Origin of the sequence: Acidovorax sp. SUPP3434 (genome assembly GCF_030159015.1) — a bacterium.
Lineage (GTDB): Bacteria > Pseudomonadota > Gammaproteobacteria > Burkholderiales > Burkholderiaceae_C > Paracidovorax.
In genome coordinates this window covers 505,214-527,484 of record NZ_BQXL01000001.1, presented here as the reverse complement: position 1 = coordinate 527,484, position 22,271 = coordinate 505,214, and the positions used below count along the sequence as shown (strand labels likewise).

Sequence of the window (22,271 nt, the reverse complement as noted above, 5' to 3'; positions counted from 1 at the left end):
AAGGACCCAAGAGGGTCCTTTCTAATTTTTTACGCTTTCAAGGCTACGACGCGTGCGACGCGCGGCCTCAACGCCGCATTTGCATGATCAGCGGCATGGCCAGACTCGCCCACCGAATCAGCCGGGCCGGCCCCGCCACCACCGCCAGTCCGGCCACCACGGCAATGGCGGCAGGATGCGATCGCGCGAAGGCGAGCAGCCGGATGGTCATCGAAGTGTCTGAGTCAGCAGCTTGCCGTTGGTCTTGTGCGGCCTGCACCTGCATGGCCTGCGACCGGGCGGCGCGCCGTGCGCGCACGCGCTGACGTTGCATGGCGATGCGCTCTAAAACCTTTTGCTGGCGATCACTCAAGGAAGCGGATCCATCTTGCGATGTGGAAGTCATGGGTTCAGAGCCTTTCCTTGATATCACGCCAATCCTGGGCCAGTTCTTGCCGCGTCAGCACGAAAGCGTTGCCCGCCTGCTTGGCCACCGAGATCAATCCGATCAAGGCACCGGCCCACAGCACCAGCCAAGTGCCCGCCACCAGCCAGCCCACCATCGTGCGCTGGGGTGAATCCCAAAATTGCACCAGCACGGCGAGTGACGCGAGCACCAGGGTGACGACCGTGAGACCGCCCACGGCAACCACCAGCATGACCATCAAGCCCAAGCGCCGCTTCTGTTCGGCCCATTCGAGCCTCACCAGATCCAGCCGGTCTTCCGCAGCAATGGCCCCTTCGATGACGGCAGCGCGCCATCGCGCAACCCAGCCGTCCAATCCCAGAAGTGCCAACCAATTCATGCGAGCCTCTCTTGAGCCATCAGGTCATTGTTTTTAACGGGGATCAGCGGCGAGCCAGCAAGAAGCCGACCAAGGCACCTGCTGCCAGGGCAGCGGTGGCCACACGCCAAGGTTCGTCATGGGCGTATTGGTCAGCGGCGCGGGCGGCTTCCTTGGCTTGGTAGGCGGCATCCTGGGCAGCGCGCACAGCGGAGTCACGCACCGAGTGGATGCCATCGTCCAGGCGCTGGCGCAGTTGCTTGATTTCCGGAACGCTGTCCAGGTCCTTGCTGGACAAAAGGCCACGCAAGTCAGAGACCAGCTTTTCCAGTTCGTTTTGCGCGGAAGAAAGCGTGTTGGATGCAGAAGTCATGAAGAGCCTTTCATAGCATGGAATAAAGGTAATCCGCCCCATACAGCCGGACTGTAGGCGGATGCCCCATCTTAGTCACACGCTTTACATACGGCCGTAGGCCATGGCCGCTTGGATGAGAAAGTCAGCGGGAGACTTGATCTGCGACATGCTCGCCCAACGCCAGCGCACTGGTAAGGCCTGGCGACTCGATGCCGAACAGCTGGATGAGCCCACCCATGCCATGCGTTTCAGGGCCTTGGATGCAAAAGTCCGCTGCGGGCTCGCCCGGCCCGTGGATCTTGGGCCGAATGCCTGCATAGCCAGGCACCAGAGCGCCATCCCGCAGGCCGGGCCAGTACCGGCGAACCTCCGCATAGAACGCCTCGCCGCGCGCAGGATCGACCGACAGGTCGTCGGCCGAGCCCACCCACTCCACGTCGGGACCGAACTTGGCTTGGTGTCCCATGTCCAGTGTCAGGTGCACGCCCAGGCCAGCCGCTTCGGGAACGGGGTAGATCAAGCGGGAAAACGGCGATGCACCCGTCAACGTGAAGTAACTGCCCTTCGCGTACCGGGCCGTTGGCACATGGCGCGGATCGATGCCATGGAACCGCTTGGCCAGATCGGGCGCCTGCAGGCCTGCGGCATTCACCAGCGTGCGGGCACTCAAGCGCGTACCGTCGCTCGCTTCCAAAACGATAGCATCACCCCCTAGTACTGCATGCGCCAGAGGCGAATTCAGTGCCACGATGTCACCCTGGTTCTCCAGATCGCCTTGGAGCGAGAGCATGAAGGCATGGCTGTCCACGATGCCGGTGCTGGGCGACAGCAATGCGGCCACGCATTCCAGCGCGGGCTCCAACGCCCGGGCCTGCTCCCGCGTCAGCCATTGCAGGTCGGTGACGCCATTGGCATGCGCCTTTTGCTGGATGCTTTCCAGCGATGCCCGCTGCTCGTCCGACGTGGCAACGATCAGCTTGCCGCAGCGCCGGTGCGCGATGCCCCTTGCCTCGCAATACGCGTAGAGCATGTCGCGGCCCTGCACGCACAGCCGGGCCTTGAGCGATCCTGGGGGGTAGTAGATCCCCGCATGCACCACTTCGCTGTTGCGGGAGCTGGTTCCCGTGCCAATCGCATTGGCGGCTTCGAGCACCAGCACCTCGCGGCCCCGCAGGGCCAGGGCGCGCGCAACGGCCAGGCCCACCACCCCCGCGCCAACGACAACGCAATCCACCGACTCGGTCATGATGACTGCCTGCCTTGCGCTTCGAACCCATCGATCACGTTCACTGCGTTGAGACCCAGCTCTGCGGCGGCATAGCCGCCTTCCAGCACGAACACGGTCGGTAGGTTCAGTTGTGCCAGGCGCTGCCCGATTCGAGAAAAGTCCTGGGATGCCAAGGAGAAGCGCGAGATGGGATCCCCCTCGAACGTATCCAAGCCCAGGGAGACCACCACCGCCTGCGGCCCGTAAGCCAGGATGGCCGTGCAGGCCTTTTCCAACGCGGCAAACCATGCGTCGAACCCGATGCCAGCGGGCAGCGGCAGATTCAGGTTAAAGCCCGCACCAGCACCGTGGCCGGTCTCGTCCGCATGGCCCAGATAAAAAGGGTATTCAGTCATTGGGTCGCCATGGATGCTGATGAACAGCACGTCCGAACGCTCGTAGAAAATGCTTTGGGTGCCATTGCCGTGGTGGTAATCCACATCCAGCACCGCCACGCGAGGCATGCCGGAGTTGCGCAGCGTCTGGGCTGCGACGGCCGCATTGTTGAGGAAACAGTAGCCTCCCATGAAGTCCGGCCCCGCATGGTGGCCGGGCGGCCGCGTCACGCAAAACGATGCACCCGCGGCACCGCTGGCCACCGCGGACGCGGCACTGGCAGCCGCGTCCGCGCCCGCCTTGGCCGCGGCCCAGGTGCCTTCGGCCAGCGGAGTCCCGTTGTCCATGGAATACAGACCATAGCGCGCTGTGAAATTCGCGGGTTCGATGTCCGACCGCAAGGTGCGAACCGGCCACACGGAGGGAAACGGCTGCACAGCGGCATTCGCCGGGTCTTGCGCCAGCCACTGCTGCCACGCGGTCTGCAGGAACGACAGATACCGCTCCGCATGAATTTGCTTCAACACGGCAGTGCTGTCGATATTGGGTGCCAAGAGCGCGTGGCCACACTCTTTCAGACGCTGCTCGACATAATCCTGGCGCGCCGGCTTCTCGAAGCACGGCACCCGTTCGCCGCGAAAGAACTCATGCACCGGGGCATGGGCGTTGTGCAGGGGATTGTGAAAGGTGAGCATCGTCTGGCGGCCTCGGGAATCGAAACCATCGATTGTGGCCGAACGCAGCGAGCCGAACGCGTTGGTGGCGGGCATCCGGCGAGGCCCCATCCATCGCGAAGCAGGCAACAAAAAACCCCTGCAGACAAAGCCTGCAGGGGTTGATGTGGTGGGTGATACATGGATCGAACATGTGACCCCTGCCGTGTGAAGGCAGTGCTCTACCGCTGAGCTAATCACCCATTGAATCAGCCATGCACAACGCACTTCTGATTCAAAAAAACACTGGTGGGTGATACATGGATCGAACATGTGACCCCTGCCGTGTGAAGGCAGTGCTCTACCGCTGAGCTAATCACCCGTGTTGTCTTGCGACAAGCCCATGATTATTGCACAGCTTTTTCGACCGAAGACTCAATTCGCCAAATTGTTTTTCCACCACTGGCTTTATCGATGTGGGCCAGCGTCTCTTCGTGCAACGACAATTCCTGCTCGCTGGCGGTGAGCACCTGCAACACCAGCGCGCTCAGATCGATCGGCGCCACACGAATGCCGGACTTGGTGTCGCTTTCTTCGTCAGAGATCAGCAACGGGTCCTGCCCGCGCGTCAGGTTGATGTAGACATCAGCCAGCAGTTCCGCATCCAGCAGCGCGCCGTGCAGCGTGCGGCCGGAATTGTCGACGCCGAGCCGGTCGCACAGGGCATCCAGCGAATTGCGCTTGCCAGGGAACATCTCCTTGGCCATCACCAGCGTGTCGGTCACGCTTTCGACGTACGTCTTGAAGCCCGGGCGGCCCGTCAGTTCCAGTTCCTTGTTGAGGAAGCCCACGTCGAAGGCCGCGTTGTGGATGATGATTTCCGCACCCTGCAGGTACTGCAGGATGTCGTCGGCCATCTCCGCAAACTTCGGCTTGTCCCGCAGGAATTCGTTGCTGATGCCGTGCACCTTGAGCGCGTCTTCATGGCTGTCGCGCCCTGGATTGAAATACAGGTGCAGGTTGTTGCCGGTGAGCTTGCGGTTCAGCAGTTCCACACATCCTAGTTCGATGATGCGGTCGCCGCCTTCGGCCGACAGGCCGGTGGTTTCCGTGTCCAGAACGATCTGACGCGACATCAGTGGTTCTCCTTGGCGTGGTTGATGGTGTACTTGGGGATCTCCACCGTCACGTCGCTCTGGGCAAGAATCGCCTGGCAACTCAGGCGCGACTGTGGCTCCAGGCCCCAGGCGCGGTCGAGCAGATCCTCTTCTTCCTCTTCGGCCTCGTTGAGGGAAGCCCCTCCAGCGCGCACGATCACATGGCAGGTCGTGCAGGCACAGCTCATGTCGCAAGCGTGTTCGATCTTGATGCCGTTGTCGAGCAAGGCTTCGCAGATCGAGGTACCGGAAGGCGCGGTGATGTCGGCGCCCGCGGGGCAGTACTCGGGATGGGGCAGTATTTTGATGACGGGCATGGGGCTGGATCGTCGTTTAAAGGGTTTGCACGTTCTTGCCGCCAAGGGCCTGCTGGATACCGCGATTCATGCGGTGCGCGGCGAATGCCTCGGTCCCGTGGGCCAAGGCCTGGGTCGCCGCCTCGATCGCTGCCGCGTCGTCCAGTTCACGCGCCTGCTGCAGGGCCAGCATCAGCGCTTCAATGGTTTTGCGTTCGTCGGTTTCGAGCAGATCGGCATCGGCATCCAGCGCACTGCGGGTGGCCATCAACATGCGGTCGGCATCCACCCGCGCCTCGACCAGCGACCGGGCCCGCATGTCCTGCGCGGCCGTTGCAAAGCCTTCCTGCAACATGCGTGCAATGTGGTCGTCCGACAGGCCGTAGGAAGGCTTGACGTCGACGCGCGCTTCGATGCCACTGCCCTGCTCTTTCGCGCTCACGTTGAGCAAGCCATCGGCATCGACGGTGAACGTGACCCGGATTCTGGCCGCGCCTGCGGCCATCGGTGGAATGCCACGCAGCTCGAACCGCGCCAGGCTCCGGCAATCCGCCACCAGATCGCGTTCGCCTTGCACCACATGAATGGCCAGGGCGGTCTGGCCGTCCTTGTACGTGGTGAAGTCCTGCGCCTTGGCGGTGGGAATGGTTTCGTTGCGAGACACGATGCGTTCGACCAGCCCGCCCATGGTTTCGATGCCGAGCGACAAAGGAATCACGTCCAGCAGCAGCATGTCGCCCGATGGATTGTTGCCTGCCAACTGGTTTGCCTGAAGGGCTGCGCCCAGTGCGACGACCTCGTCCGGATTCAGGTTGTTCAGCGGCTCCGTTCCGAAGAACGCTTGCACGGCGCGCTGCACTTGCGGCATGCGCGTGGAGCCACCCACCATGACCACGCCTTGCACCTCCTCGGGAGACAGCTGCGCATCGCGAAGGGTGCGGCGCGCCGCCGCAATCGAACGCTGGGTGAGCGCCGCCGTGGCCGCTTCCAGATCGGCACGGTGCACGGGGACGTCGATGCTGGCGCCCGATACCTCGGCGACGAAGGCTGCAGTCTCGGCAGCGCTGAGCGCCTCTTTGCACGCGCGTGCGGCCAGCCGAACGGCGGCCTTCTCCTGGGCCGTGACGGCCACCAAGCCCTGCTGCTGAAGCACCCAATCGGCCAGCGCCGCATCGTAATCGTCGCCCCCCAGAGCGGAGTCTCCCCCCGTGGCAATCACTTCGAACACCCCTTGGGTCAGCCGCAGGATCGACACATCGAACGTGCCACCACCGAGGTCATACACCGCATAGACGCCTTCGCTGGCATTGTCGAGGCCGTAGGCAATGGCGGCGGCGGTCGGCTCGTTGATGAGCCGCAGCAGATTCAAGCCCGCCAAACGCGCTGCGTCCTTGGTGGCTTGGCGCTGCGCATCATCGAAATAAGCCGGGACGGTGATGACCGCACCGAAAATCTCGTCGTCGAAACTGTCTTCGGCACGGAAACGCAGCGTCGCCAGGATCTCCGCGCTGACCTCCACCGCCGACTTGGCGCCGTCCACGGTTTTCAGGGAGACCATGCCACCGCCGCCTTCATCCTGCGCTTCGACAAAGTCGTAGGGGAGCTTTTCGGGGTGGGCAATATCCTGCAGGCTGCGCCCCATGAACCGCTTGGCCGACGCAATGGTATTGCCCGCGTCCTGCGCCTGGGCTGCCATCGCTTCGTAGCCGATCTGGCGGCGGCCTTCTGCCAAGTAGCGAACGACAGACGGCAGCAACACGCGGCCCTGGTCGTCGGGCAGGCACTCGGCCACGCCGTTGCGCACAGCCGCCACCAGGGAATGGGTGGTGCCCAAATCGATGCCCACGGCAATGCGCCGCTGGTGCGGGTCAGGAGATTGGCCGGGTTCTGAAATCTGCAAAAGCGCCATGGGGTCTTTTTCTAGGTGGGAGGCGGCATGCACTGGCTGCCGCATGCATTCGATCGATCAATCAATAAAGGCAGACGCTATTGTCCCAGTGCGTCTCTGCGGCGGTCGATATCGTCGGCAAATCGCGCAATGAACATGAGGGCTCTGACTTCGTTCGCGGCGGCGGCGTAGTCGCGCTGCCCATCCAAAAGCTGTTCACAACGCTGCAGCGCAGCAGCGCGCGCATCTCGAACGGCTTGGTCCAGCGCATCGAGCGAAGAGGGATCTGCCGCGTCGTCGAGCGCCTCGCGCCATTCCATCTGCTGCATCAGAAAATCGGTGGGCATGGCCGTGTTGTCTTCGGCCCGGATCGACGCGCCGCCCAGTTCGCACAAATAGGCCGCGCGCTTGAGGGGGTCCTTGATGCGTTGGTATGCCTCGTTGATGCGCACCGACCATTGCATTGCCAGGCGTTGCGCCGAGGGGCCATGCATGGCAAATCGATCAGGATGGGCTTCGCGCTGCAACTCTTTCCAACGGGCATCCAGGGCCGGGCGATCCTGCGCGAATTGGCGTGGCACGCCGAAGAGTTCGAAGTCGTCGGATTGAAGGTTCATGTCAAGAAAAAAACCGCCAGCACGGAACGCGTTGGCGGTTCATTGCAACCAGCGTGGATAGAAAGGTCAAACCCGGAAGCTCTCTCCGCAGCCACACCGGTCGCGCTCATTGGGATTGTTGAATTTGAAGCCTTCGTTCAACCCCTCGCGCACGAAATCCAGCTGGGTGCCATCGATGTAGGCCAAGCTCTTGGGATCGATGAGCACCTTCACGCCATGGTCTTCGAACACCATGTCTTCCGGACTCTGCTCGTCCACATACTCCAGCTTGTAAGCCAAACCGGAGCAACCCGTCGTCTTCACGCCCAGCCGAACCCCGACGCCCTTGCCGCGACGGGAGAGATAGCGGCTCACATGTCGGGCCGCAGCTTCGGTCAATGTGATCGCCATGTCACCTTGCCCCGTTCAGGCAGCGGCCATAGCGGTGTGCTTGGCCTTGTAGTCTTGCACGGCCGCCTTGATCGCGTCTTCCGCCAGGATGGAGCAATGGATCTTGACCGGAGGCAAGGCCAATTCCTGCGCAATTTCCGCATTCTTGAGTGCAGCCGCCTCGTCCAGCGTCTTGCCTTTCACCCATTCCGTGACCAGGGACGACGATGCAATCGCCGAACCGCAGCCATACGTCTTGAAGCGGGCATCTTCGATCACACCGGTTTCAGGGTTGACCTTGATCTGCAGCTTCATCACGTCGCCGCAGGCCGGTGCGCCCACCATGCCGGTGCCCACCGAATCGTCGCCCTTGTCGAACGAGCCCACATTGCGGGGGTTCTCGTAATGGTCGATCACTTTGTCTGAATAAGCCATGATGTTTACCTCTTGAATCTGCTGACCGGCGCCATCAATGCGCGGCCCACTGGATGGCGCTGATGTCAACGCCATCCTTGTACATTTCCCACAAAGGGCTCAACTCGCGCAGCTTGGCCACGTTGTGGCGGATGGTGGATACCGCGTAGTCGATCTCTTCTTCGGTGGTGAAGCGACCGATCGTCATGCGCAGGCTGCTGTGTGCCAGCTCGTCGCTGCGGCCCAGAGCGCGCAACACGTAGCTGGGTTCCAGGCTGGCGGAAGTGCAGGCAGAGCCCGACGACACGGCCAGGCCCTTGATGCCCATGATCAGCGACTCGCCTTCGACGTAGTTGAAGCTGATGTTTAGGTTGTGCGGCACACGGCGCTCCATGTCGCCGTTCACAAACACCTGTTCGATATCGTGCAAACCATCGAGCAGGCGCTTTTGCAGTGCCTTGGCTTTTGCCAGGTCCTGCGCCATCTCTTCGCGGGCGATGCGGAAAGCCTCGCCCATGCCCACGATCTGATGGGTCGGCAATGTGCCGGAACGCATCCCGCGCTCATGCCCGCCGCCATGCATCTGGGCTTCCAGCCGCACGCGAGGCTTGCGCCGCACATACAGCGCGCCAATGCCCTTGGGGCCGTATGTCTTGTGGGAGGCCAGACTCATCAGATCGACAGGCAGCGTCGAAAGATCGATGTCCACCTTGCCCGTGGCTTGCGCAGCATCCACGTGGAAGATGATGCCCTTTTCACGGCACAGGGCACCGATCGCCGGCAGGTCCTGGATCACCCCGATTTCGTTGTTCACGAACATGACGCTCAACAGGATGGTGTCTGGGCGAATGGCCGCCTTGAGCACCTCGAAATCGAGCAGGCCGTTTTCCTGCACGTCGAGGTAGGTGACTTCGAAGCCTTGGCGCTCCATCTCACGCATGGTGTCCAGCACGGCCTTGTGCTCGGTCTTCACCGTGATCAGGTGCTTGCCCTTGCCTTTGTAGAACTGCCCTGCACCCTTGATGGCCAGGTTGTTAGACTCGGTGGCTCCGCTCGTCCAGACGATCTCACGCGGGTCCGCATTGATCAGGCGAGCAACTTCCACACGGGCTTTTTCAACGGCCTCTTCCGCCTCCCAACCCCAGGCGTGGCTCCGTGAGGCCGGGTTGCCGAAATGCTCGCGCAACCACGGAATCATGGCATCCACGACCCTCGGGTCCACTGGCGTGGTGGCACCGTAGTCGAGATAGATGGGAAAGTGGGGGGTCATGTCCATGGCTGGCTCAGTAAGGGGTCTGGCTGGCGAGAGTCAGAAATCAAAAATCCGGCGTGTGAGACTGCCCGGCCAAAGCCGGGCATCCACTCACGACTTGGCGGTGAGACTGCCCGGCCAAAGCCGGGCATCCACTCACGACTTGGCGAACACGTTGCCCAACGCGAAGACCGAGTTGGGTGCATTGACGCGAATCGGCTTCACGACCGGCGTTGTCGAGATAGCACGGCGCACGACGGGCTTGTCTTCGATCTGAACGCCCTTGGCCAGTTGGTCGTCCACCAGCTTCTGAAGCGTGACCGAGTCCAGAAACTCGACCATGCGCTGGTTGAGCGACGCCCACAGCTCATGCGTCATGCAACGGCCGGCTTCGCCCAGGCAATTTTCCTTGCCACCGCACTGGGTGGCATCAATGGGCTCGTCCACCGAGACGATGATGTCGGCCACGGTGATGTCCGCGGCCTTGCGGGCCAGCGTGTAGCCGCCGCCTGGGCCGCGGGTGGATTCGACCAGTTCGTGCCGGCGCAACTTGCCGAAAAGCTGCTCCAGATAGGAGAGCGAAATTTGTTGCCGCTGGCTGATTGCCGCCAAAGTGACGGGGCCATTGTTCTGGCGCAGGGCCAGATCGATCATGGCAGTGACCGCAAAACGGCCTTTGGTAGTGAGACGCATCGCAAGCTCCTTGTCGTCAGGCTTGTCCGTTATAGAAACGCCCCGAGGCAACATGATTGCCGCCTGAGGCACCGTCTCCGCCCCTAACTCCGTGCACCTCTCGCTTGAAAGCGAAGAGACTTTGGGAGCCCTTCATCGTTGGGCTGTTTTGTTGAGTGTTTCACCCAAGTATAGCACAAATCCCTATTGTTTTTGTCGGGTAACAAAACCCATCAGTCACCTTTTCTCCCCAACCGTCGCCAACTTGGCCGTTACAGCGCCACCTGGTCGCCCCCGGAGGCCCCGAACGCCTGCGATTTCAACTGGCCCAATTGGTCCCGAACACGGGCAGCCTGTTCGAACTCGAGGTTACGGGCATGCTCCAGCATGAGCTTTTCCAGCCGCTTGATTTCCCGGGCCACGTCCTTTTCGGACATGTCTTCCACCTGGGCGCGGCGCATCGATTCCTGCTCCAGCCGCTCGGCATCCTTGCCGGCCTTCTCGCTGTACACCCCGTCGATCAGGTCTCTCACCTGCTTGACGATGCTGCGGGGGGTGATTCCCTTTTCCTCGTTGTGTGCGATCTGCTTGATGCGCCGGCGTTCCGTTTCGCCGATGGCTTTTTTCATGGACTCGGTCACCCGATCGGCGTAGAGGATGGCCTTGCCGTTCAGATTGCGCGCGGCGCGCCCGATGGTCTGGATCAGGCTGCGCTCGGCCCGCAGGAAGCCTTCCTTGTCGGCGTCGAGGATCGCCACCAGCGACACCTCGGGAATGTCCAGCCCCTCTCGCAGCAGGTTGATCCCCACCAGCACGTCGAACGCGCCCAACCGAAGGTCGCGGATGATTTCCACGCGCTCGACCGTGTCGATGTCCGAGTGCAGGTAGCGCACCTTCACGCCGTTGTCGCTCAGGTAGTCGGTCAACTGCTCGGCCATCCGCTTGGTCAGCGTGGTGATGAGCACGCGCTCGGCCTTGTCCACGCGGATGCGAATCTCCTGCAGCACGTCGTCCACCTGGTGGGTGGCGGGGCGCACTTCGACCTCGGGATCGATCAGCCCGGTGGGACGCACCACCTGGTCCACCACCTGGCCGGAATGGGTCTTTTCGTAGTCGGCCGGGGTGGCGGACACGAAGATCACCTGGCGCATGCGCGTCTCGAATTCCTCGAACTTGAGCGGGCGGTTGTCCAGCGCGGACGGCAGTCGGAAGCCGTACTCGACCAGCGTGGTCTTGCGCGAGCGGTCTCCGCTGTACATGGCATTGAGCTGGCCGATCATCTGGTGGCTCTCGTCCAGGAACATGAGCGCATCGCTGGGCAGGTAGTCCGTCAGGGTGCTGGGCGGATCGCCCGGCGCAGCGCCCGACAGGTGACGGGTGTAGTTCTCGATGCCCTTGCAGTGCCCGACTTCGCTGAGCATCTCCAGGTCGAACCGGGTGCGCTGCTCCAGGCGTTGCGCTTCCACCAGCTTGCCTTCGGACACGAACTGCCCCAGGCGCTCGGCCAGTTCGAGCTTGATGGTCTCCACCGCCGTCAGCACCTTGTCGCGCGGGGTCACGTAGTGGCTGCTCGGGTACACCGTGAAGCGCGGAATCTTCTGCTTGACGCGCCCGGTGAGCGGGTCGAACAGCTGCAGGCTCTCGATCTCGTCGTCGAACAGCTCGATGCGGATCGCCAGCTCGGAGTGCTCGGCCGGAAACACGTCGATGGTGTCGCCGCGCACGCGGAACTTGCCGCGGCTGAAGTCCTGCTCGTTGCGCTGGTACTGCATGCGGATCAACTGCCCGATCACGTCGCGCTGGCTGAGCTTGTCGCCCACGCGCAGCGTCATCACCATGCGGTGGTAGCTTTCGGGCTCGCCGATGCCGTAGATGGCCGACACGGTGGCCACGATCACCACATCGCGCCGCTCCATCAGGCTCTTGGTGCATGACAGGCGCATCTGCTCGATGTGCTCATTGATCGCGGAATCCTTCTCGATGAAGAGATCGCGCTGCGGCACATAGGCTTCGGGCTGGTAATAGTCGTAATAGCTCACGAAATATTCCACGGCGTTCTTCGGGAAGAACTCGCGGAACTCGCTGTAGAGCTGGGCGGCCAGGGTCTTGTTGGGCGCGAAAACGATGGCGGGACGCCCCATCCGCGCGATCACGTTGGCCATGGTGAACGTCTTGCCGGAGCCGGTCACCCCCAGCAGGGTCTGGAAGACCTCGCCGTCCCTCACCCCTTCCACGAGCTTTTCGATGGCCTCGGGCTGGTCACCCGCAGGGGGATAGGGCTGGTACAGCTCGAACGGCGAGTCCGCGAAGCTGACGAACTGGCCGGTCACGGGTTCGGTGATGACTGGGTGCATGGTGTGGGGGCGACTCGCTTGCATGGGCCGCTAAAATCGGCGGTTGACCCGAAAGCCTATCGCAGCTTGGGGCGCAACGTCAGTTTTCCAACCTCCAAGGACTATTCAATGTCTCTGTTCACCGCCGTCGAAATGGCCCCCCGCGACCCGATCCTGGGTCTGAATGAGCAATACAACGCGGACACCAACCCCAACAAGGTCAATCTGGGCGTGGGTGTGTATTTCGACGACAACGGCAAGCTGCCCCTGCTGCAATGTGTCCAGGCAGCCGAAAAGGCCATGATGGAAAAGCCCGCCGCCCGCGGCTACCTGCCCATCGACGGCATCGTGGCCTATGACAATGCGGTCAAGGCCCTGGTGTTCGGTGCGGACAGCGAGCCCGTCACCTCCGGCCGCGTGGCCACGGTGCAGGCCATCGGCGGCACGGGCGGCCTCAAGATCGGCGCCGACTTCCTGAAGAAGGTCAGCCCCGATGCGAAGGTGCTGATTTCCGACCCCAGCTGGGAAAACCACCGCGCGCTGTTCACCAACGCCGGCTTCACGGTCGATACCTACGCCTACTACGACGCGGCCAAGCGCGGCGTCAACTTCGACGGCATGCTGGCCAGCCTGAACGCGGCCGCGGCCGGCACCATCGTCGTGCTGCATGCCTGCTGCCACAACCCCACCGGCTACGACATCACGGCCGAGCAGTGGGACCAGGTGATCGCGGTGGTCAAGGCCAAGGGCCTGACGCCCTTCCTGGACATGGCCTACCAGGGCTTCGGCCACGGCATCGCCGAAGACGGTGCGGTGATCGGCAAGTTCGTCGCCGCCGGCCTGAATTTCTTCGTGTCCACCTCGTTCAGCAAGAGCTTCAGCCTGTACGGCGAACGCGTGGGCGGCCTGTCGGTGCTGTGCGCCGACAAGGAAGAAGCCGGCCGCGTGCTGAGCCAGCTCAAGATCGCCATCCGCACCAACTACTCCAACCCGCCCATCCACGGCGGCGCGGTGGTGGCGGCCGTGTTGGGCAACCCCGAGCTGCGCGCGCTGTGGGAAAAGGAACTGGGCGAGATGCGCGTGCGCATCAAGGCCATGCGCCAGAAGCTGGTCGATGGCCTGAAGGCTGCCGGCGTGAAGCAGGACATGTCGTTCATCACGCAGCAGATCGGCATGTTCAGCTACTCCGGCCTGTCCAAGGACCAGATGGTGCGCCTGCGCAGCGAGTTCGGCGTGTACGGCACCGACACCGGCCGCATGTGCGTGGCCGCGCTCAACAGCAAGAACATCGACTACGTCTGCCAGTCGATCGCCAAGGTGGTGTGACCCCCTGCCCCGGCCGCCCAAAAAACCGCCTTCGGGCGGTTTTTTTATTAAGGGTATTTCAGGCCGCCAGCACAATATCTTTTGGGGCATAGCGCTATAAATAATATAGCAATTACCCCCACAGCACCGACCGCATCGAGATCGAGGCCGACTGGTAGCCCGTGTTGAAGAAGCGCGGCATTTCGCGCGCATCGGCCGCGGCGGCGGCATACAGGAGCGGCAGGTAGTGCTCGTGGCTGGGATGGGCCTGCTGCGCGACCGGGCCCAGCCGCTGAAAGTGCTGCAGCGCATCCAGCTCGCCCTGCTTGATCTGGTTCTGCACCACGGTGTCGAACTCCACCGCCCAGTCGTATGCCTCGGTGGGCGCCGTGCCCCGCCGGGTGACGCGCAGGTTGTGCACGATGTTGCCGCTGCCCACGATGAGCACGCCGCGCTCGCGCAGGGCGCGCAGTTGCCGGCCCAGCGCGTAGTGCTCGGCCGGCGGGCGGCCGTAGTCCATGCTGAGTTGCAGCACGGGGATGTCCGCCGCCGGGTACATGGGTTTGAGCACCGACCAGGTGCCATGGTCCAGGCCCCAATAGCCCGCATCCACCGCCAGCGGCTGGCCCGTGGCCGGCGACCGCAACTCGCCCGCCAGGCCCGCGGCGACCGCGGGTGCGCCCGGCGCGGGGTATTGGTGGTCGAACAGCGCCTGCGGAAACCCGCCGAAATCGTGGATGGTGCGCGGAGCGGCCATGCCCGTCAGCTGCCACCCGCCCCGGGTGAGCCAGTGCGCGGAGATGCACAGGATCAATTGCGGCGGCGTGCCGCGCGCCCGCAGCTCGGTGCCCATGGCCTGCCAGGCGCGGCGCCAGGCGTTGTCCTCGATGGCGTTCATCGGACTGCCGTGGCCCACGAACAGCACCGGCATGCGCGGCGAGGGCTTGAGCCGCTCCAGGGCGTTGGCCGTGGCAGCACTGGACAAGGGCGACATGAGGAAAGCTCCGGGAAGGGTGGCGAGGCCGGCCAGGGCGGCCACGGACGTTCTGCGTTGCATGCGAAAGGGGCGATGGAATGGGATTTTGTATAACCGCGGGGACGGAGCGGCACGGTGGGCCGAAGTTCCGGCCGGTTCGCCACGTTCCACGGCCCGGCCCGGGCCATGCATTGTTCCACCCTGCGCCGCGCTTACCACTCACCTTGTCTCCACCCATGACTGCACCTTCCCTGCTGCCCCTGCGTGGCGTCCGGCTCCTGAGCCTGGCGCTGAACCTGCCCGGCCCCGCCGCCCTGCTGCGCTGCCAGCGCCTGGGCGCCGAATGCACGAAGCTGGAGCCGCCACCGCCCGAGGGCCATTCCAGCGCGGACCCGATGGCGATGTACAGCCCACCCGCCTACGCGGCGATGCATGCCCAGGTCCGCGTGGTGCACGCCCACCTCAAGACGGATACGGGCCAAGCCGTGCTGCAGGCGGAGCTGGCGCGCACCGATGCGCTCATCACCTCGTTTCGTCCGTCGGCGCTGGCCAAGCTCGGGCTGGGCTGGGACGCGCTGCACGCGCGCTACCCTCGGCTGTCGATGGTGCGCATCGTGGGCGCGCCGGGCAGCCGTGCGGAAGAGCCGGGGCACGATCTCACCTACCTCGCCGATGCAGGGCTGGTCACCGGCACCACGTTGCCGCCCACGCTGTATGCCGACATGGGCGGCGCCCTCATGGCCAGCGAGGCCGTGCTGCAGGTGCAGTTGGCGCGCGCCGCGTCCGGCCAGGGCGCGTGCATCGACGTGGCCCTGTCGGACGCCGCCGAGTGGCTGGCCCAGCCGCGCGACTGGGGCCTGACCCTGCCGGATGGCGATGTGGGCGGCGCGCATGCGGGCTACCGGGTCTATTCGTGCATCGACGGGCGGGTGGCGGTGGCGGCCCTGGAGCCGCATTTCCTCGCGCGCCTGGCCCGGGCGGCAGGGTTGCCGCCAGAGGCCGATCCCCGGGCGCCCGGCACCCATGCCGCGATCGCAGCGTTCTTGCAGAGGCAGACGCGCGCCACGCTAGACGCGCTGGCCACTGGAGAGGACATCCCCCTGCACACGCTGGACTGAACGATGCAAAAGCAAGGCACGGTGCTGCGCTGGGACGCCACGCGCGGATTCGGCTTTCTGCGCAGCGGCGATACGGGCGTGGATGTGTTCTTTCATGTGCGGGACCTGCAGGGCCTATCGGAGCCGCGGCCCGGCCTGGCCGTGGTGTACGAGGAAATCCACGTGGGCGGAAAAGGGCCGCGGGCGATGGCCGTGCGGGCCGCCCACGGGCCGTTTCAGGCGGGTGGAGGTCCTCAACTGGTAGCGCGACGCGGGCCGCGCCCCCCGTCCCCGGCATCGGCCCCGCCAGCCCGGGCTGATCCTGGCCGCGCACCGCCCCGGCAAACCCACCAGCGTGGACCTGCTGAAGGCGCCCAGGCACGCGCCGCTGCGTCGCCAACGGCCCGGCGGCGCACCCCTTCGCGCGATGCGCGCTCCGCGAACCATGGCGTGGCCTATTCGTGGATGGTCGCGTGGCTGGCGCTCGTGGCCTGGGGCGTCTGGACGCAGCGAATTTCCATGGGATGGCTGGCGGCCCTGGTGGCCGTCAACGGGGTGACCTTTGCCGTGTATGCCAGCGACAAGGACGCCGCACGCAGCGGGGGATGGCGCACCAGCGAGCAGCGACTGCATCTGCTCGCCGTGCTGGGCGGCTGGCCGGCCGCGTGGTGGGCACAGCAGTGGCTGCGGCACAAGTCGAGCAAGGCATCTTTCCGCGCGGTCTACTGGCTCACCGTGGCCGTGCACTGCGCCGCGATGGCCGCGGTGCTGGCCCATCAGTCGGGCATATTGCTACGTTTTTAGTAGCGGCATGCCGGAGATTTCATTGCGCCACAGGCCGTTTCGATGCCTGGTCTGCGCCAGCCCGGCCACGCCCGTCTCGGACGCGTCCCACACGGCGGCCTTGCCCCGCCCTACAGCGCTTGCGTCCGGGCCCGGGCCCAATGGTCGTTGAATCCACAGCGAGAGGAACCCCATGAAGCCCTTCGTCCTCGACCCGGACATGACGTCCTCGGCCGGCACCTTCTACCCCACCGGCCATGTCTTCGCCCTCTTTCCCGACGAGGCCCACGCCCGCGATGCCGCCGAAGCCCTGGGGGCCGACGGCGAACGCACCGACATCTCCCACGCCACGCCGGACGCCATCCTGCAGCACGTGGTGCGCACGCTGGGCAATGCCGACACCCCCCTGCCCTCGGTGGGCGCGGAAGGCACCATCGTTCGCCGCATCTCCGACCTGGCCGCGGCCGGGCACCATGGCCTGCTGGTCAAGGTGGGCGACGACGACGATGCGGAAACCCTGCAGGCCGCGCTGGAGCCGCACGGCGCGCAAGCCGCCTTCTATTACCGCCGGCTCATCATCGAGGACCTGATTCCGCAGCCCGTGCCTTGACAGGCAGGGCAGCAAGCCGAAACGTGACCGGACCGGCGCCTTGGACTTTGGCGCCCCTGCCGATATAGTTCGCCATGGCCTGCCTCCCTGCGTCGTCTGCCCGATGCCTCCCCTTCGCGATGGGAGCGCCGGGCATGGCCTTGCCGCAGGACCTTCGCCGCCCGCCGGCGAACGTCCCCATTCCTTCCTGGTGACTGCATGGACGCGCCGACTCCCCCGCAAGGAAACCGTCGGCGCCCGTGGACGTCCGGCCTCACCGGCCCCTTCATTGCCATCCTGATCCTGCAGGCCGTCGTGGCCTCCGCCAGCCTGTACGTACTGTCCACCGTGCGCGCGTTCGTCGCGGGCGAAAGCCAATGGACCAAGGGCCAGAAGGACGCCATTCACCACCTGGGCCAATACGTCGTCACCGGCGAGGGCCGCCTGTACGAGCAGTTCCACCAGGCCTTGCAGATTCCGCTGGCCGACCGCGAGGCGCGGCTGCTGATCGAGGCCCCCGAGCCCGATGTGGCCGGCGCCCGCGAGGCCCTCCTGCGCGGCGGCAACCACCCGAGCGACCTCACGGGGCTGATCTGGATGCTGCGCCTTTTCCGGGACCACGACATCCTGCGCGAGCCCATCCGGCACTGGATGCTGGGCGACGAATACCTGCAGCGGCTGGACGCCCTGTCGCGCGAGATCCGGGCGGGGTACGTGGCCGGCGGCGTGACGCCGGACATGGTGCAGCGCTGGCAGCGCCTGGTCGATGAGATCGACGTCGGGGTCACACCGGCCGCCACCGACTTCAGCGCAACGATGGGCGACAGTTCGCGGCGCATCATGGGCTGGCTGCTGTGGCTGAACGTGGCCACGGTGCTGGCGCTGATCGCCCTCACCCTGGCCCACACCCGCCAGTTGATGGGGCAGCGCCGCCAGGTGGAAGCCATTCTGGAAGCCGAGCGCGAACAGGCGCACACCACCCTGGCGGCCATCGGCGACGGCATCGTCACCACCGACCTGCACGGCAACGTGCGCTACATGAATCCCGCGGCGGAGAACCTGCTGGCCCGCTCCGGCCAGGACAGCCTGGGCATGCCGCTGGCGCAACTGCTGCACACGGGCCCCCCAGACGGCGCCAAGGCCACCGGCAGCGCCGAGCCACCCGCCACCCACGGCAGCATCACCCAACTGCTCGAACGCGCGCTGCACGGCACCGTCGGGCTGCACGACGAACACCCGCACCGCATCGTGCGGCCGGACGCCAGCACCGTCCCCGTCACGCTGGTGGGATCGCCGCTAATGAACCAGGGCCAACTGGCGGGCGCCGTGCTGGTGCTGCACGACGTGACGCGCGAGCAGCAATACCTGGAGCAGCTCGCCTGGCAGGCCAGCCACGACACGCTCACCGGCCTGGTGAACCGGCGCGAGTTCGAGCGGCGCCTGGGCCAGATGCTGGCGCGGCCGCGGCCCTCCGAGGTGGCGGGCGCGCTGCTGTACATCGATCTGGACCAGTTCAAGGTGATCAACGACACCTGCGGCCACCCCGCGGGCGACGAGATGCTGCGCGAAGTCTGCCGCATGCTGCAACGCGGCCTGCGAGAGGGCGACACGCTGGCGCGGCTGGGCGGCGACGAGTTCGGCGTGCTGCTGCACGATTGTCCCCAGGAGGTGGCCGAGCGGATCGCCGAGCAGATCCGCCACCACGCGCAGGAGTTGCGCCTGCCCTGGGGCGCCCGCACCCTGCGCACGGGCCTGAGCATCGGCCTGGTGCACCTGACGGCCGACCTCACCAGCCTGCAGGAGGTGCTGCGCGTGGCCGACATGGCCTGCTACGGCGCCAAGGAGCGCGGGCGCAACACGGTCTACGTCTACCAGCCGCAGGACGCAGCCATGTCGCGCCACCTGGACGACATGCACTGGGTGCAGCGCATCCGCCAGGCACTGGAGCAGGACCGCTTTCAGCTCTACACGCAGGAGATCGCCCCGCTGCGGGCACCGGGCGATGGCGGCGTGCATGTGGAGGTACTGCTGCGCCTTCAGGGGGAAGGCGGCCAGGCGATCTTTCCCGGCGAATTCGTGCCGGCCGCGGAACGCTTCGGCCTCGCGCAGGCCTTGGACCGCTGGGTGGTCGAGCACACCTTCGCCGCGCTGGCCGAGCGCCGCCGGCAACCGCAGGAGCGGCCCATCACGCTGTGCGCCATCAACCTGTCCGGCACCAGCGTGGGCGACGAAAGCCTGCTGGAGTACCTGCGCGATCAGATGGCCCGCTACGGCGTACAGGCCAACCAGCTGTGCTTCGAGGTGACCGAGACCGCGGCCATCGCCCACCTGCCCAACGCGATCCGCCTGATCCGCGAGCTCAAGCAGCAGGGCTGCCATTTCGCGCTGGACGACTTCGGCGCGGGCATGTCTTCGTTCACTTACCTGCGGCACTTGCCGGTGGACTACCTCAAGATCGACGGCGCGCTGGTGCGCGACATGCTGGAGGACCCGGCCAACCGGGCGATGGTGGAGATGATCAACCACATCGGCCACGTGATGGGCAAGCAGACGATCGCCGAGTTCGCCGAGACGCCGGCCATCGTGGAGGCGCTGCGCGCCATGGGCGTGGACCATGCACAGGGCCATGCCATCAGCCGCCCGGAGCCGATGCCACGGGCCGCCGTCCAGGGCACCGCGCCGGGTGCGGCGGCGCCGGAGGGCTCAGCGCCCCTTGCGGAACGTTTTACCGGAAGGGGTCCCGCCGGCGGGCTTGCCGGCTAGGCCGGCGCGGGGCGGCAGGCCGGTGTGCTGGGTCAGCATGCGGCCGGCCACGGGCTGCTGTGCGGCCTTGTTGAACGCCACCCCCTTGGCGGGTGCCGGCTTGCGCGGCGCCGCCACCGGGGCCACGGTGCTGTTCTTTCGGCGCGCGCTCTGGTAGCTGCCGTCCGTCATCGGCTGGAAGGTCGGAATCAGGTGGTGCTTGCCGTTGCCGATCAGGTCGGCCCGGCCCATGGTCTTCAGCGCCTCGCGCAGCAGCGGCCAGTTGTTGGGATCGTGGTAGCGCAGGAAGGCCTTGTGCAGGCGCCGGCGCTTTTCGCCGCGCACGATGTCCACCGCCTCGCTGTCGCGACCGATCTTGCGCAGCGGGTTCTTGCCCGAGTGGTACATGGCCGTGGCCGTGGCCATGGGGCTCGGGTAGAAGGTCTGCACCTGGTCGGCGCGAAAGCCGTTCTTCTTGAGCCAGATGGCCAGGTGCATCATGTCCTCGTCGCTCGTGCCCGGGTGCGCGGCGATGAAGTACGGGATCAGGAACTGCTTCTTGCCCGCCTCTTCGCTGAACTGCTCGAACATCTGCTTGAACTTGTCATAGCTGCCGATGCCCGGCTTCATCATCTTGGTGAGCGGTCCCTGCTCGGTGTGCTCGGGCGCGATCTTGAGGTAGCCGCCCACGTGGTGCTGCACCAGTTCCTTCACGTACTCGGGCGACTTCACGGCCAGGTCGTAGCGCAGGCCGGAGCCGATCAGGATCTTCTTGATGCCCTTGAGCGCGCGGCCGCGGCGGTAGATCTTGATGAGCGGGCCGTGGTCGGTCGTGAGGTTCTGGCAGATGCCCGGGTACACGCAGCTGGGCTTGCGGCACGCGGCCTCGATCTCGGGGCTCTTGCAGCCCAACCGGTACATGTTGGCCGTGGGGCCACCTAAGTCGGAGATGGTGCCGGTGAAGCCGCTCACCTTGTCGCGGATGTCCTCGATCTCCTGGATGATCGAGTCCTCGGAACGGCTCTGGATGATGCGGCCCTCGTGCTCGGTGATCGAGCAGAAGGTGCAGCCGCCGAAGCAGCCGCGCATGATGTTCACGCTGAAGCGGATCATCTCCCACGCCGGGATCTTGGTCGCGCCGTCGTGGCTGCCGTTCTCGTCGGCATAGCTCGGGTGCGGGCCGCGCGCATAGGGCAGATCGAACACGTAATCCATCTCGGCCGTGGTCAGCGGGATGGGCGGCGGGTTGATCCACACGTCGCGCGCCGTCGGGCCCTCGCCGTGGGCCTGCACCAGGGCGCGGGCGTTGCCGGGGTTGGTCTCCAGGTGCAGCACCCGGTTGGCGTGAGCATAGAGCACCGGATCGCTCTTGACCTGCTCGTAGCTGGGCAGGCGGATCACGCTGCGTTCGCGCGGCGGCACCTTGAGCTTGGCCTTGAGGTTCGGGTTGGCCACGAAGAGCATCGGCTGGATGGCGGGGTTGGGCTCGGCGGATTTCGAGCCATTTGGCCCTTGTGCCTTAGTATCCATTGGCATGGATGCTATTGAATCAGGAGCATCTTCCTTGCTGCAGGTGCTGCCTTGCGCGGCGGCCTGCTCGCTGGTCGTCATGTAGGGGTTGACGTGCGCCTCGACGCGGCCGGGCTCGTCCACGCTGGTGGAGTCGATCTCGAACCAGCCCTGGCCGGTTTCGTCGTCGGAGCGGCGCACGAAGGCGGTGCCGCGCACGTCGGTGATCTGCTCCACGGGCTCGCGCGCGGCCAGGCGGTGGGCCACTTCGACCAAGGCGCGTTCGGCGTTGCCGTACAGCAGCAGATCGCACTTGGCGTCCACCACGACGGAGCGGCGCACCTTGTCGCTCCAGTAGTCGTAGTGGGCGATGCGGCGCAGGCTGCCTTCGATGCCGCCCAGCACGATGGGCACGTCCTTGTAGGCTTCGCGGCAGCGCTGGCTGTACACGATGGCCGCGCGGTCGGGGCGCTTGCCGCCCACGTCGCCGGGGGTGTAGGCGTCGTCGCTGCGGATCTTCCGGTCGGCGGTGTACCGGTTGATCATGGAATCCATGTTGCCCGCCGTCACGCCCCAGAACAGGTTCGGGCGGCCCAGGGCCTTGAAGGCCTCGGCGCTCTGCCAGTCGGGCTGCGCGATGATGCCCACGCGAAAGCCCTGCGCCTCCAGCGTGCGGCCGATCACGGCCATGCCGAAGCTGGGGTGGTCGACATAGGCATCGCCCGTCACCAGGATCACGTCGCAGCTGTCCCAGCCGAGGCGCTCCATCTCGGTGCGGCTCATGGGCAGGAACGGGGCCGTGCCGAAGCGTTTCGCCCAATACGGGCGATAGCTGGTCAGCGGCTTCGCGGCGCGCGCGAAAAAGGAAACGTCGACGGGGGCGTTCATGGAGGGCAA

21 protein-coding genes and 2 tRNA genes are annotated in these 22,271 nt (G+C 65.2%); 5 read left to right on the top strand and 18 right to left on the bottom strand.

Annotated features, from left to right (window positions below; genetic code table 11):
- Positions 1 to 67 precede the first annotated feature (67 nt).
- From AVKW3434_RS02375 to uvrB, 16 genes are all read right to left on the bottom strand, one after another.
- Positions 68 to 352, bottom strand: coding sequence for a hypothetical protein (locus tag AVKW3434_RS02375; protein WP_284404021.1), 285 nt, complete (start codon positions 350 to 352; stop codon positions 68 to 70).
- 37 nt (positions 353 to 389) lie between these two features.
- Positions 390 to 785 (bottom strand): phage holin family protein, encoded by a 396-nt coding sequence (locus AVKW3434_RS02370; protein WP_284404019.1) that lies wholly within the window; start codon positions 783 to 785, stop codon positions 390 to 392.
- A 43-nt stretch (positions 786 to 828) separates the two neighbouring features.
- A complete protein-coding gene (locus AVKW3434_RS02365) occupies positions 829 to 1,137 on the bottom strand; it encodes an ElaB/YgaM/YqjD family protein (protein ID WP_272553263.1) in 309 nt (102 codons plus the stop codon).
- Between the two features lie 124 nt (positions 1,138 to 1,261).
- Positions 1,262 to 2,365 carry an NAD(P)/FAD-dependent oxidoreductase gene (locus AVKW3434_RS02360; RefSeq protein WP_284404017.1) on the bottom strand — a complete coding sequence of 368 codons (1,104 nt, stop codon included), beginning with the start codon at positions 2,363 to 2,365 and terminating at the stop codon, positions 1,262 to 1,264.
- The gene (locus AVKW3434_RS02355) at positions 2,362 to 3,417 is read right to left on the bottom strand and encodes a histone deacetylase family protein (RefSeq protein WP_284404593.1); all 1,056 of its coding nucleotides are present in this window, start codon (positions 3,415 to 3,417) and stop codon (positions 2,362 to 2,364) included. The genes AVKW3434_RS02360 and AVKW3434_RS02355 overlap by 4 nt, the downstream gene beginning before the upstream one ends.
- 146 nt (positions 3,418 to 3,563) lie before the next feature.
- Positions 3,564 to 3,638: transfer RNA gene (locus AVKW3434_RS02350), tRNA-Val, on the bottom strand.
- A gap of 44 nt (positions 3,639 to 3,682) precedes the next feature.
- Positions 3,683 to 3,757, bottom strand: a tRNA-Val gene (locus AVKW3434_RS02345).
- Positions 3,758 to 3,782: 25 nt separating this feature from the next.
- Entirely contained in the window at positions 3,783 to 4,511 is a 729-nt protein-coding gene (dnaQ, locus tag AVKW3434_RS02340) for a DNA polymerase III subunit epsilon (protein WP_272569130.1), read from the bottom strand.
- Entirely contained in the window at positions 4,511 to 4,849 is a 339-nt protein-coding gene (gene fdx, locus AVKW3434_RS02335) for an ISC system 2Fe-2S type ferredoxin (RefSeq protein WP_272569129.1), read from the bottom strand. The genes dnaQ and fdx overlap by 1 nt, the downstream gene beginning before the upstream one ends.
- Before the next feature lie 16 nt (positions 4,850 to 4,865).
- Entirely contained in the window at positions 4,866 to 6,737 is a 1,872-nt protein-coding gene (gene hscA / locus AVKW3434_RS02330; RefSeq protein WP_284404014.1) for a Fe-S protein assembly chaperone HscA, read from the bottom strand.
- Between the two features lie 77 nt (positions 6,738 to 6,814).
- A complete protein-coding gene (hscB, locus tag AVKW3434_RS02325) occupies positions 6,815 to 7,333 on the bottom strand; it encodes a Fe-S protein assembly co-chaperone HscB (protein ID WP_284404012.1) in 519 nt (172 codons plus the stop codon).
- Positions 7,334 to 7,399: 66 nt separating this feature from the next.
- Positions 7,400 to 7,723: an iron-sulfur cluster assembly protein IscA gene (gene iscA / locus AVKW3434_RS02320; RefSeq protein ID WP_284404010.1), complete on the bottom strand. Its 324-nt coding sequence runs from the start codon at positions 7,721 to 7,723 to the stop codon at positions 7,400 to 7,402.
- Between the two features lie 15 nt (positions 7,724 to 7,738).
- On the bottom strand, positions 7,739 to 8,137 hold the full coding sequence (gene iscU / locus AVKW3434_RS02315; protein WP_272553075.1) for a Fe-S cluster assembly scaffold IscU: 399 nt from the start codon (positions 8,135 to 8,137) through the stop codon (positions 7,739 to 7,741).
- A 34-nt stretch (positions 8,138 to 8,171) separates the two neighbouring features.
- Positions 8,172 to 9,392: an IscS subfamily cysteine desulfurase gene (locus tag AVKW3434_RS02310; RefSeq protein ID WP_284404008.1), complete on the bottom strand. Its 1,221-nt coding sequence runs from the start codon at positions 9,390 to 9,392 to the stop codon at positions 8,172 to 8,174.
- Positions 9,393 to 9,524: 132 nt separating this feature from the next.
- Complete coding sequence (gene iscR / locus AVKW3434_RS02305) at positions 9,525 to 10,061, bottom strand: Fe-S cluster assembly transcriptional regulator IscR (protein ID WP_092739258.1); 537 nt, start codon at positions 10,059 to 10,061, stop codon at positions 9,525 to 9,527.
- Between the two features lie 251 nt (positions 10,062 to 10,312).
- Positions 10,313 to 12,394, bottom strand: coding sequence for an excinuclease ABC subunit UvrB (gene uvrB / locus AVKW3434_RS02300; protein WP_284404007.1), 2,082 nt, complete (start codon positions 12,392 to 12,394; stop codon positions 10,313 to 10,315).
- Positions 12,395 to 12,502: 108 nt separating this feature from the next.
- Here uvrB and AVKW3434_RS02295 point away from each other — a divergent pair, with 108 nt between their 5' ends.
- Positions 12,503 to 13,699, top strand: coding sequence for an amino acid aminotransferase (locus AVKW3434_RS02295; protein WP_284404005.1), 1,197 nt, complete (start codon positions 12,503 to 12,505; stop codon positions 13,697 to 13,699).
- Positions 13,700 to 13,811: 112 nt separating this feature from the next.
- Here AVKW3434_RS02295 and ygiD read toward each other — a convergent pair whose 3' ends face one another.
- Positions 13,812 to 14,672: a 4,5-DOPA-extradiol-dioxygenase gene (ygiD, locus tag AVKW3434_RS02290; protein WP_284404591.1), complete on the bottom strand. Its 861-nt coding sequence runs from the start codon at positions 14,670 to 14,672 to the stop codon at positions 13,812 to 13,814.
- A gap of 218 nt (positions 14,673 to 14,890) precedes the next feature.
- On the opposite strand from ygiD, the gene AVKW3434_RS02285 reads away from it, so the two are divergent.
- The 4 genes from AVKW3434_RS02285 to AVKW3434_RS02270 all read left to right on the top strand — a co-directional run bounded on the left by AVKW3434_RS02285 (position 14,891) and on the right by AVKW3434_RS02270 (position 19,886).
- Positions 14,891 to 15,772, top strand: a complete 882-nt coding sequence (locus tag AVKW3434_RS02285) for a CoA transferase (RefSeq protein WP_284404003.1) — start codon at positions 14,891 to 14,893, stop codon at positions 15,770 to 15,772.
- 3 nt (positions 15,773 to 15,775) lie between these two features.
- Positions 15,776 to 16,555: a cold shock and DUF1294 domain-containing protein gene (locus AVKW3434_RS02280; protein WP_284404001.1), complete on the top strand. Its 780-nt coding sequence runs from the start codon at positions 15,776 to 15,778 to the stop codon at positions 16,553 to 16,555.
- A 172-nt stretch (positions 16,556 to 16,727) separates the two neighbouring features.
- On the top strand, positions 16,728 to 17,144 hold the full coding sequence (locus AVKW3434_RS02275; protein WP_272569117.1) for a hypothetical protein: 417 nt from the start codon (positions 16,728 to 16,730) through the stop codon (positions 17,142 to 17,144).
- Positions 17,145 to 17,342: 198 nt separating this feature from the next.
- Positions 17,343 to 19,886 carry an EAL domain-containing protein gene (locus tag AVKW3434_RS02270; RefSeq protein WP_284403998.1) on the top strand — a complete coding sequence of 848 codons (2,544 nt, stop codon included), beginning with the start codon at positions 17,343 to 17,345 and terminating at the stop codon, positions 19,884 to 19,886.
- Here the strand turns inward: AVKW3434_RS02270 and AVKW3434_RS02265 are convergent.
- Positions 19,827 to 22,262 (bottom strand): YgiQ family radical SAM protein, encoded by a 2,436-nt coding sequence (locus AVKW3434_RS02265; RefSeq protein ID WP_284403996.1) that lies wholly within the window; start codon positions 22,260 to 22,262, stop codon positions 19,827 to 19,829. The genes AVKW3434_RS02270 and AVKW3434_RS02265 overlap by 60 nt on opposite strands.
- Positions 22,263 to 22,271: the final 9 nt, after the last annotated feature.

Bases quoted from the DNA above. Each gene is read 5' to 3' on its own strand.
- AVKW3434_RS02370 (WP_284404019.1), bottom strand. From the start codon at position 785: ATGAATTGGTTGGCACTTCTGGGATTGGACGGCTGGGTTGCGCGATGG.
- AVKW3434_RS02365 (WP_272553263.1), bottom strand. From the start codon at position 1,137: ATGACTTCTGCATCCAACACGCTTTCTTCCGCGCAAAACGAACTGGAA.
- AVKW3434_RS02360 (WP_284404017.1), bottom strand. From the start codon at position 2,365: ATGACCGAGTCGGTGGATTGCGTTGTCGTTGGCGCGGGGGTGGTGGGC.
- AVKW3434_RS02355 (WP_284404593.1), bottom strand. From the start codon at position 3,417: ATGCTCACCTTTCACAATCCCCTGCACAACGCCCATGCCCCGGTGCAT.
- dnaQ (WP_272569130.1), bottom strand. From the start codon at position 4,511: ATGTCGCGTCAGATCGTTCTGGACACGGAAACCACCGGCCTGTCGGCC.
- fdx (WP_272569129.1), bottom strand. From the start codon at position 4,849: ATGCCCGTCATCAAAATACTGCCCCATCCCGAGTACTGCCCCGCGGGC.
- hscA (WP_284404014.1), bottom strand. From the start codon at position 6,737: ATGGCGCTTTTGCAGATTTCAGAACCCGGCCAATCTCCTGACCCGCAC.
- hscB (WP_284404012.1), bottom strand. From the start codon at position 7,333: ATGAACCTTCAATCCGACGACTTCGAACTCTTCGGCGTGCCACGCCAA.
- iscA (WP_284404010.1), bottom strand. From the start codon at position 7,723: ATGGCGATCACATTGACCGAAGCTGCGGCCCGACATGTGAGCCGCTAT.
- iscU (WP_272553075.1), bottom strand. From the start codon at position 8,137: ATGGCTTATTCAGACAAAGTGATCGACCATTACGAGAACCCCCGCAAT.
- AVKW3434_RS02310 (WP_284404008.1), bottom strand. From the start codon at position 9,392: ATGGACATGACCCCCCACTTTCCCATCTATCTCGACTACGGTGCCACC.
- iscR (WP_092739258.1), bottom strand. From the start codon at position 10,061: ATGCGTCTCACTACCAAAGGCCGTTTTGCGGTCACTGCCATGATCGAT.
- uvrB (WP_284404007.1), bottom strand. From the start codon at position 12,394: ATGCACCCAGTCATCACCGAACCCGTGACCGGCCAGTTCGTCAGCTTC.
- AVKW3434_RS02295 (WP_284404005.1), top strand. From the start codon at position 12,503: ATGTCTCTGTTCACCGCCGTCGAAATGGCCCCCCGCGACCCGATCCTG.
- ygiD (WP_284404591.1), bottom strand. From the start codon at position 14,672: ATGTCGCCCTTGTCCAGTGCTGCCACGGCCAACGCCCTGGAGCGGCTC.
- AVKW3434_RS02285 (WP_284404003.1), top strand. From the start codon at position 14,891: ATGACTGCACCTTCCCTGCTGCCCCTGCGTGGCGTCCGGCTCCTGAGC.
- AVKW3434_RS02280 (WP_284404001.1), top strand. From the start codon at position 15,776: ATGCAAAAGCAAGGCACGGTGCTGCGCTGGGACGCCACGCGCGGATTC.
- AVKW3434_RS02275 (WP_272569117.1), top strand. From the start codon at position 16,728: ATGAAGCCCTTCGTCCTCGACCCGGACATGACGTCCTCGGCCGGCACC.
- AVKW3434_RS02270 (WP_284403998.1), top strand. From the start codon at position 17,343: ATGGACGCGCCGACTCCCCCGCAAGGAAACCGTCGGCGCCCGTGGACG.
- AVKW3434_RS02265 (WP_284403996.1), bottom strand. From the start codon at position 22,262: ATGAACGCCCCCGTCGACGTTTCCTTTTTCGCGCGCGCCGCGAAGCCG.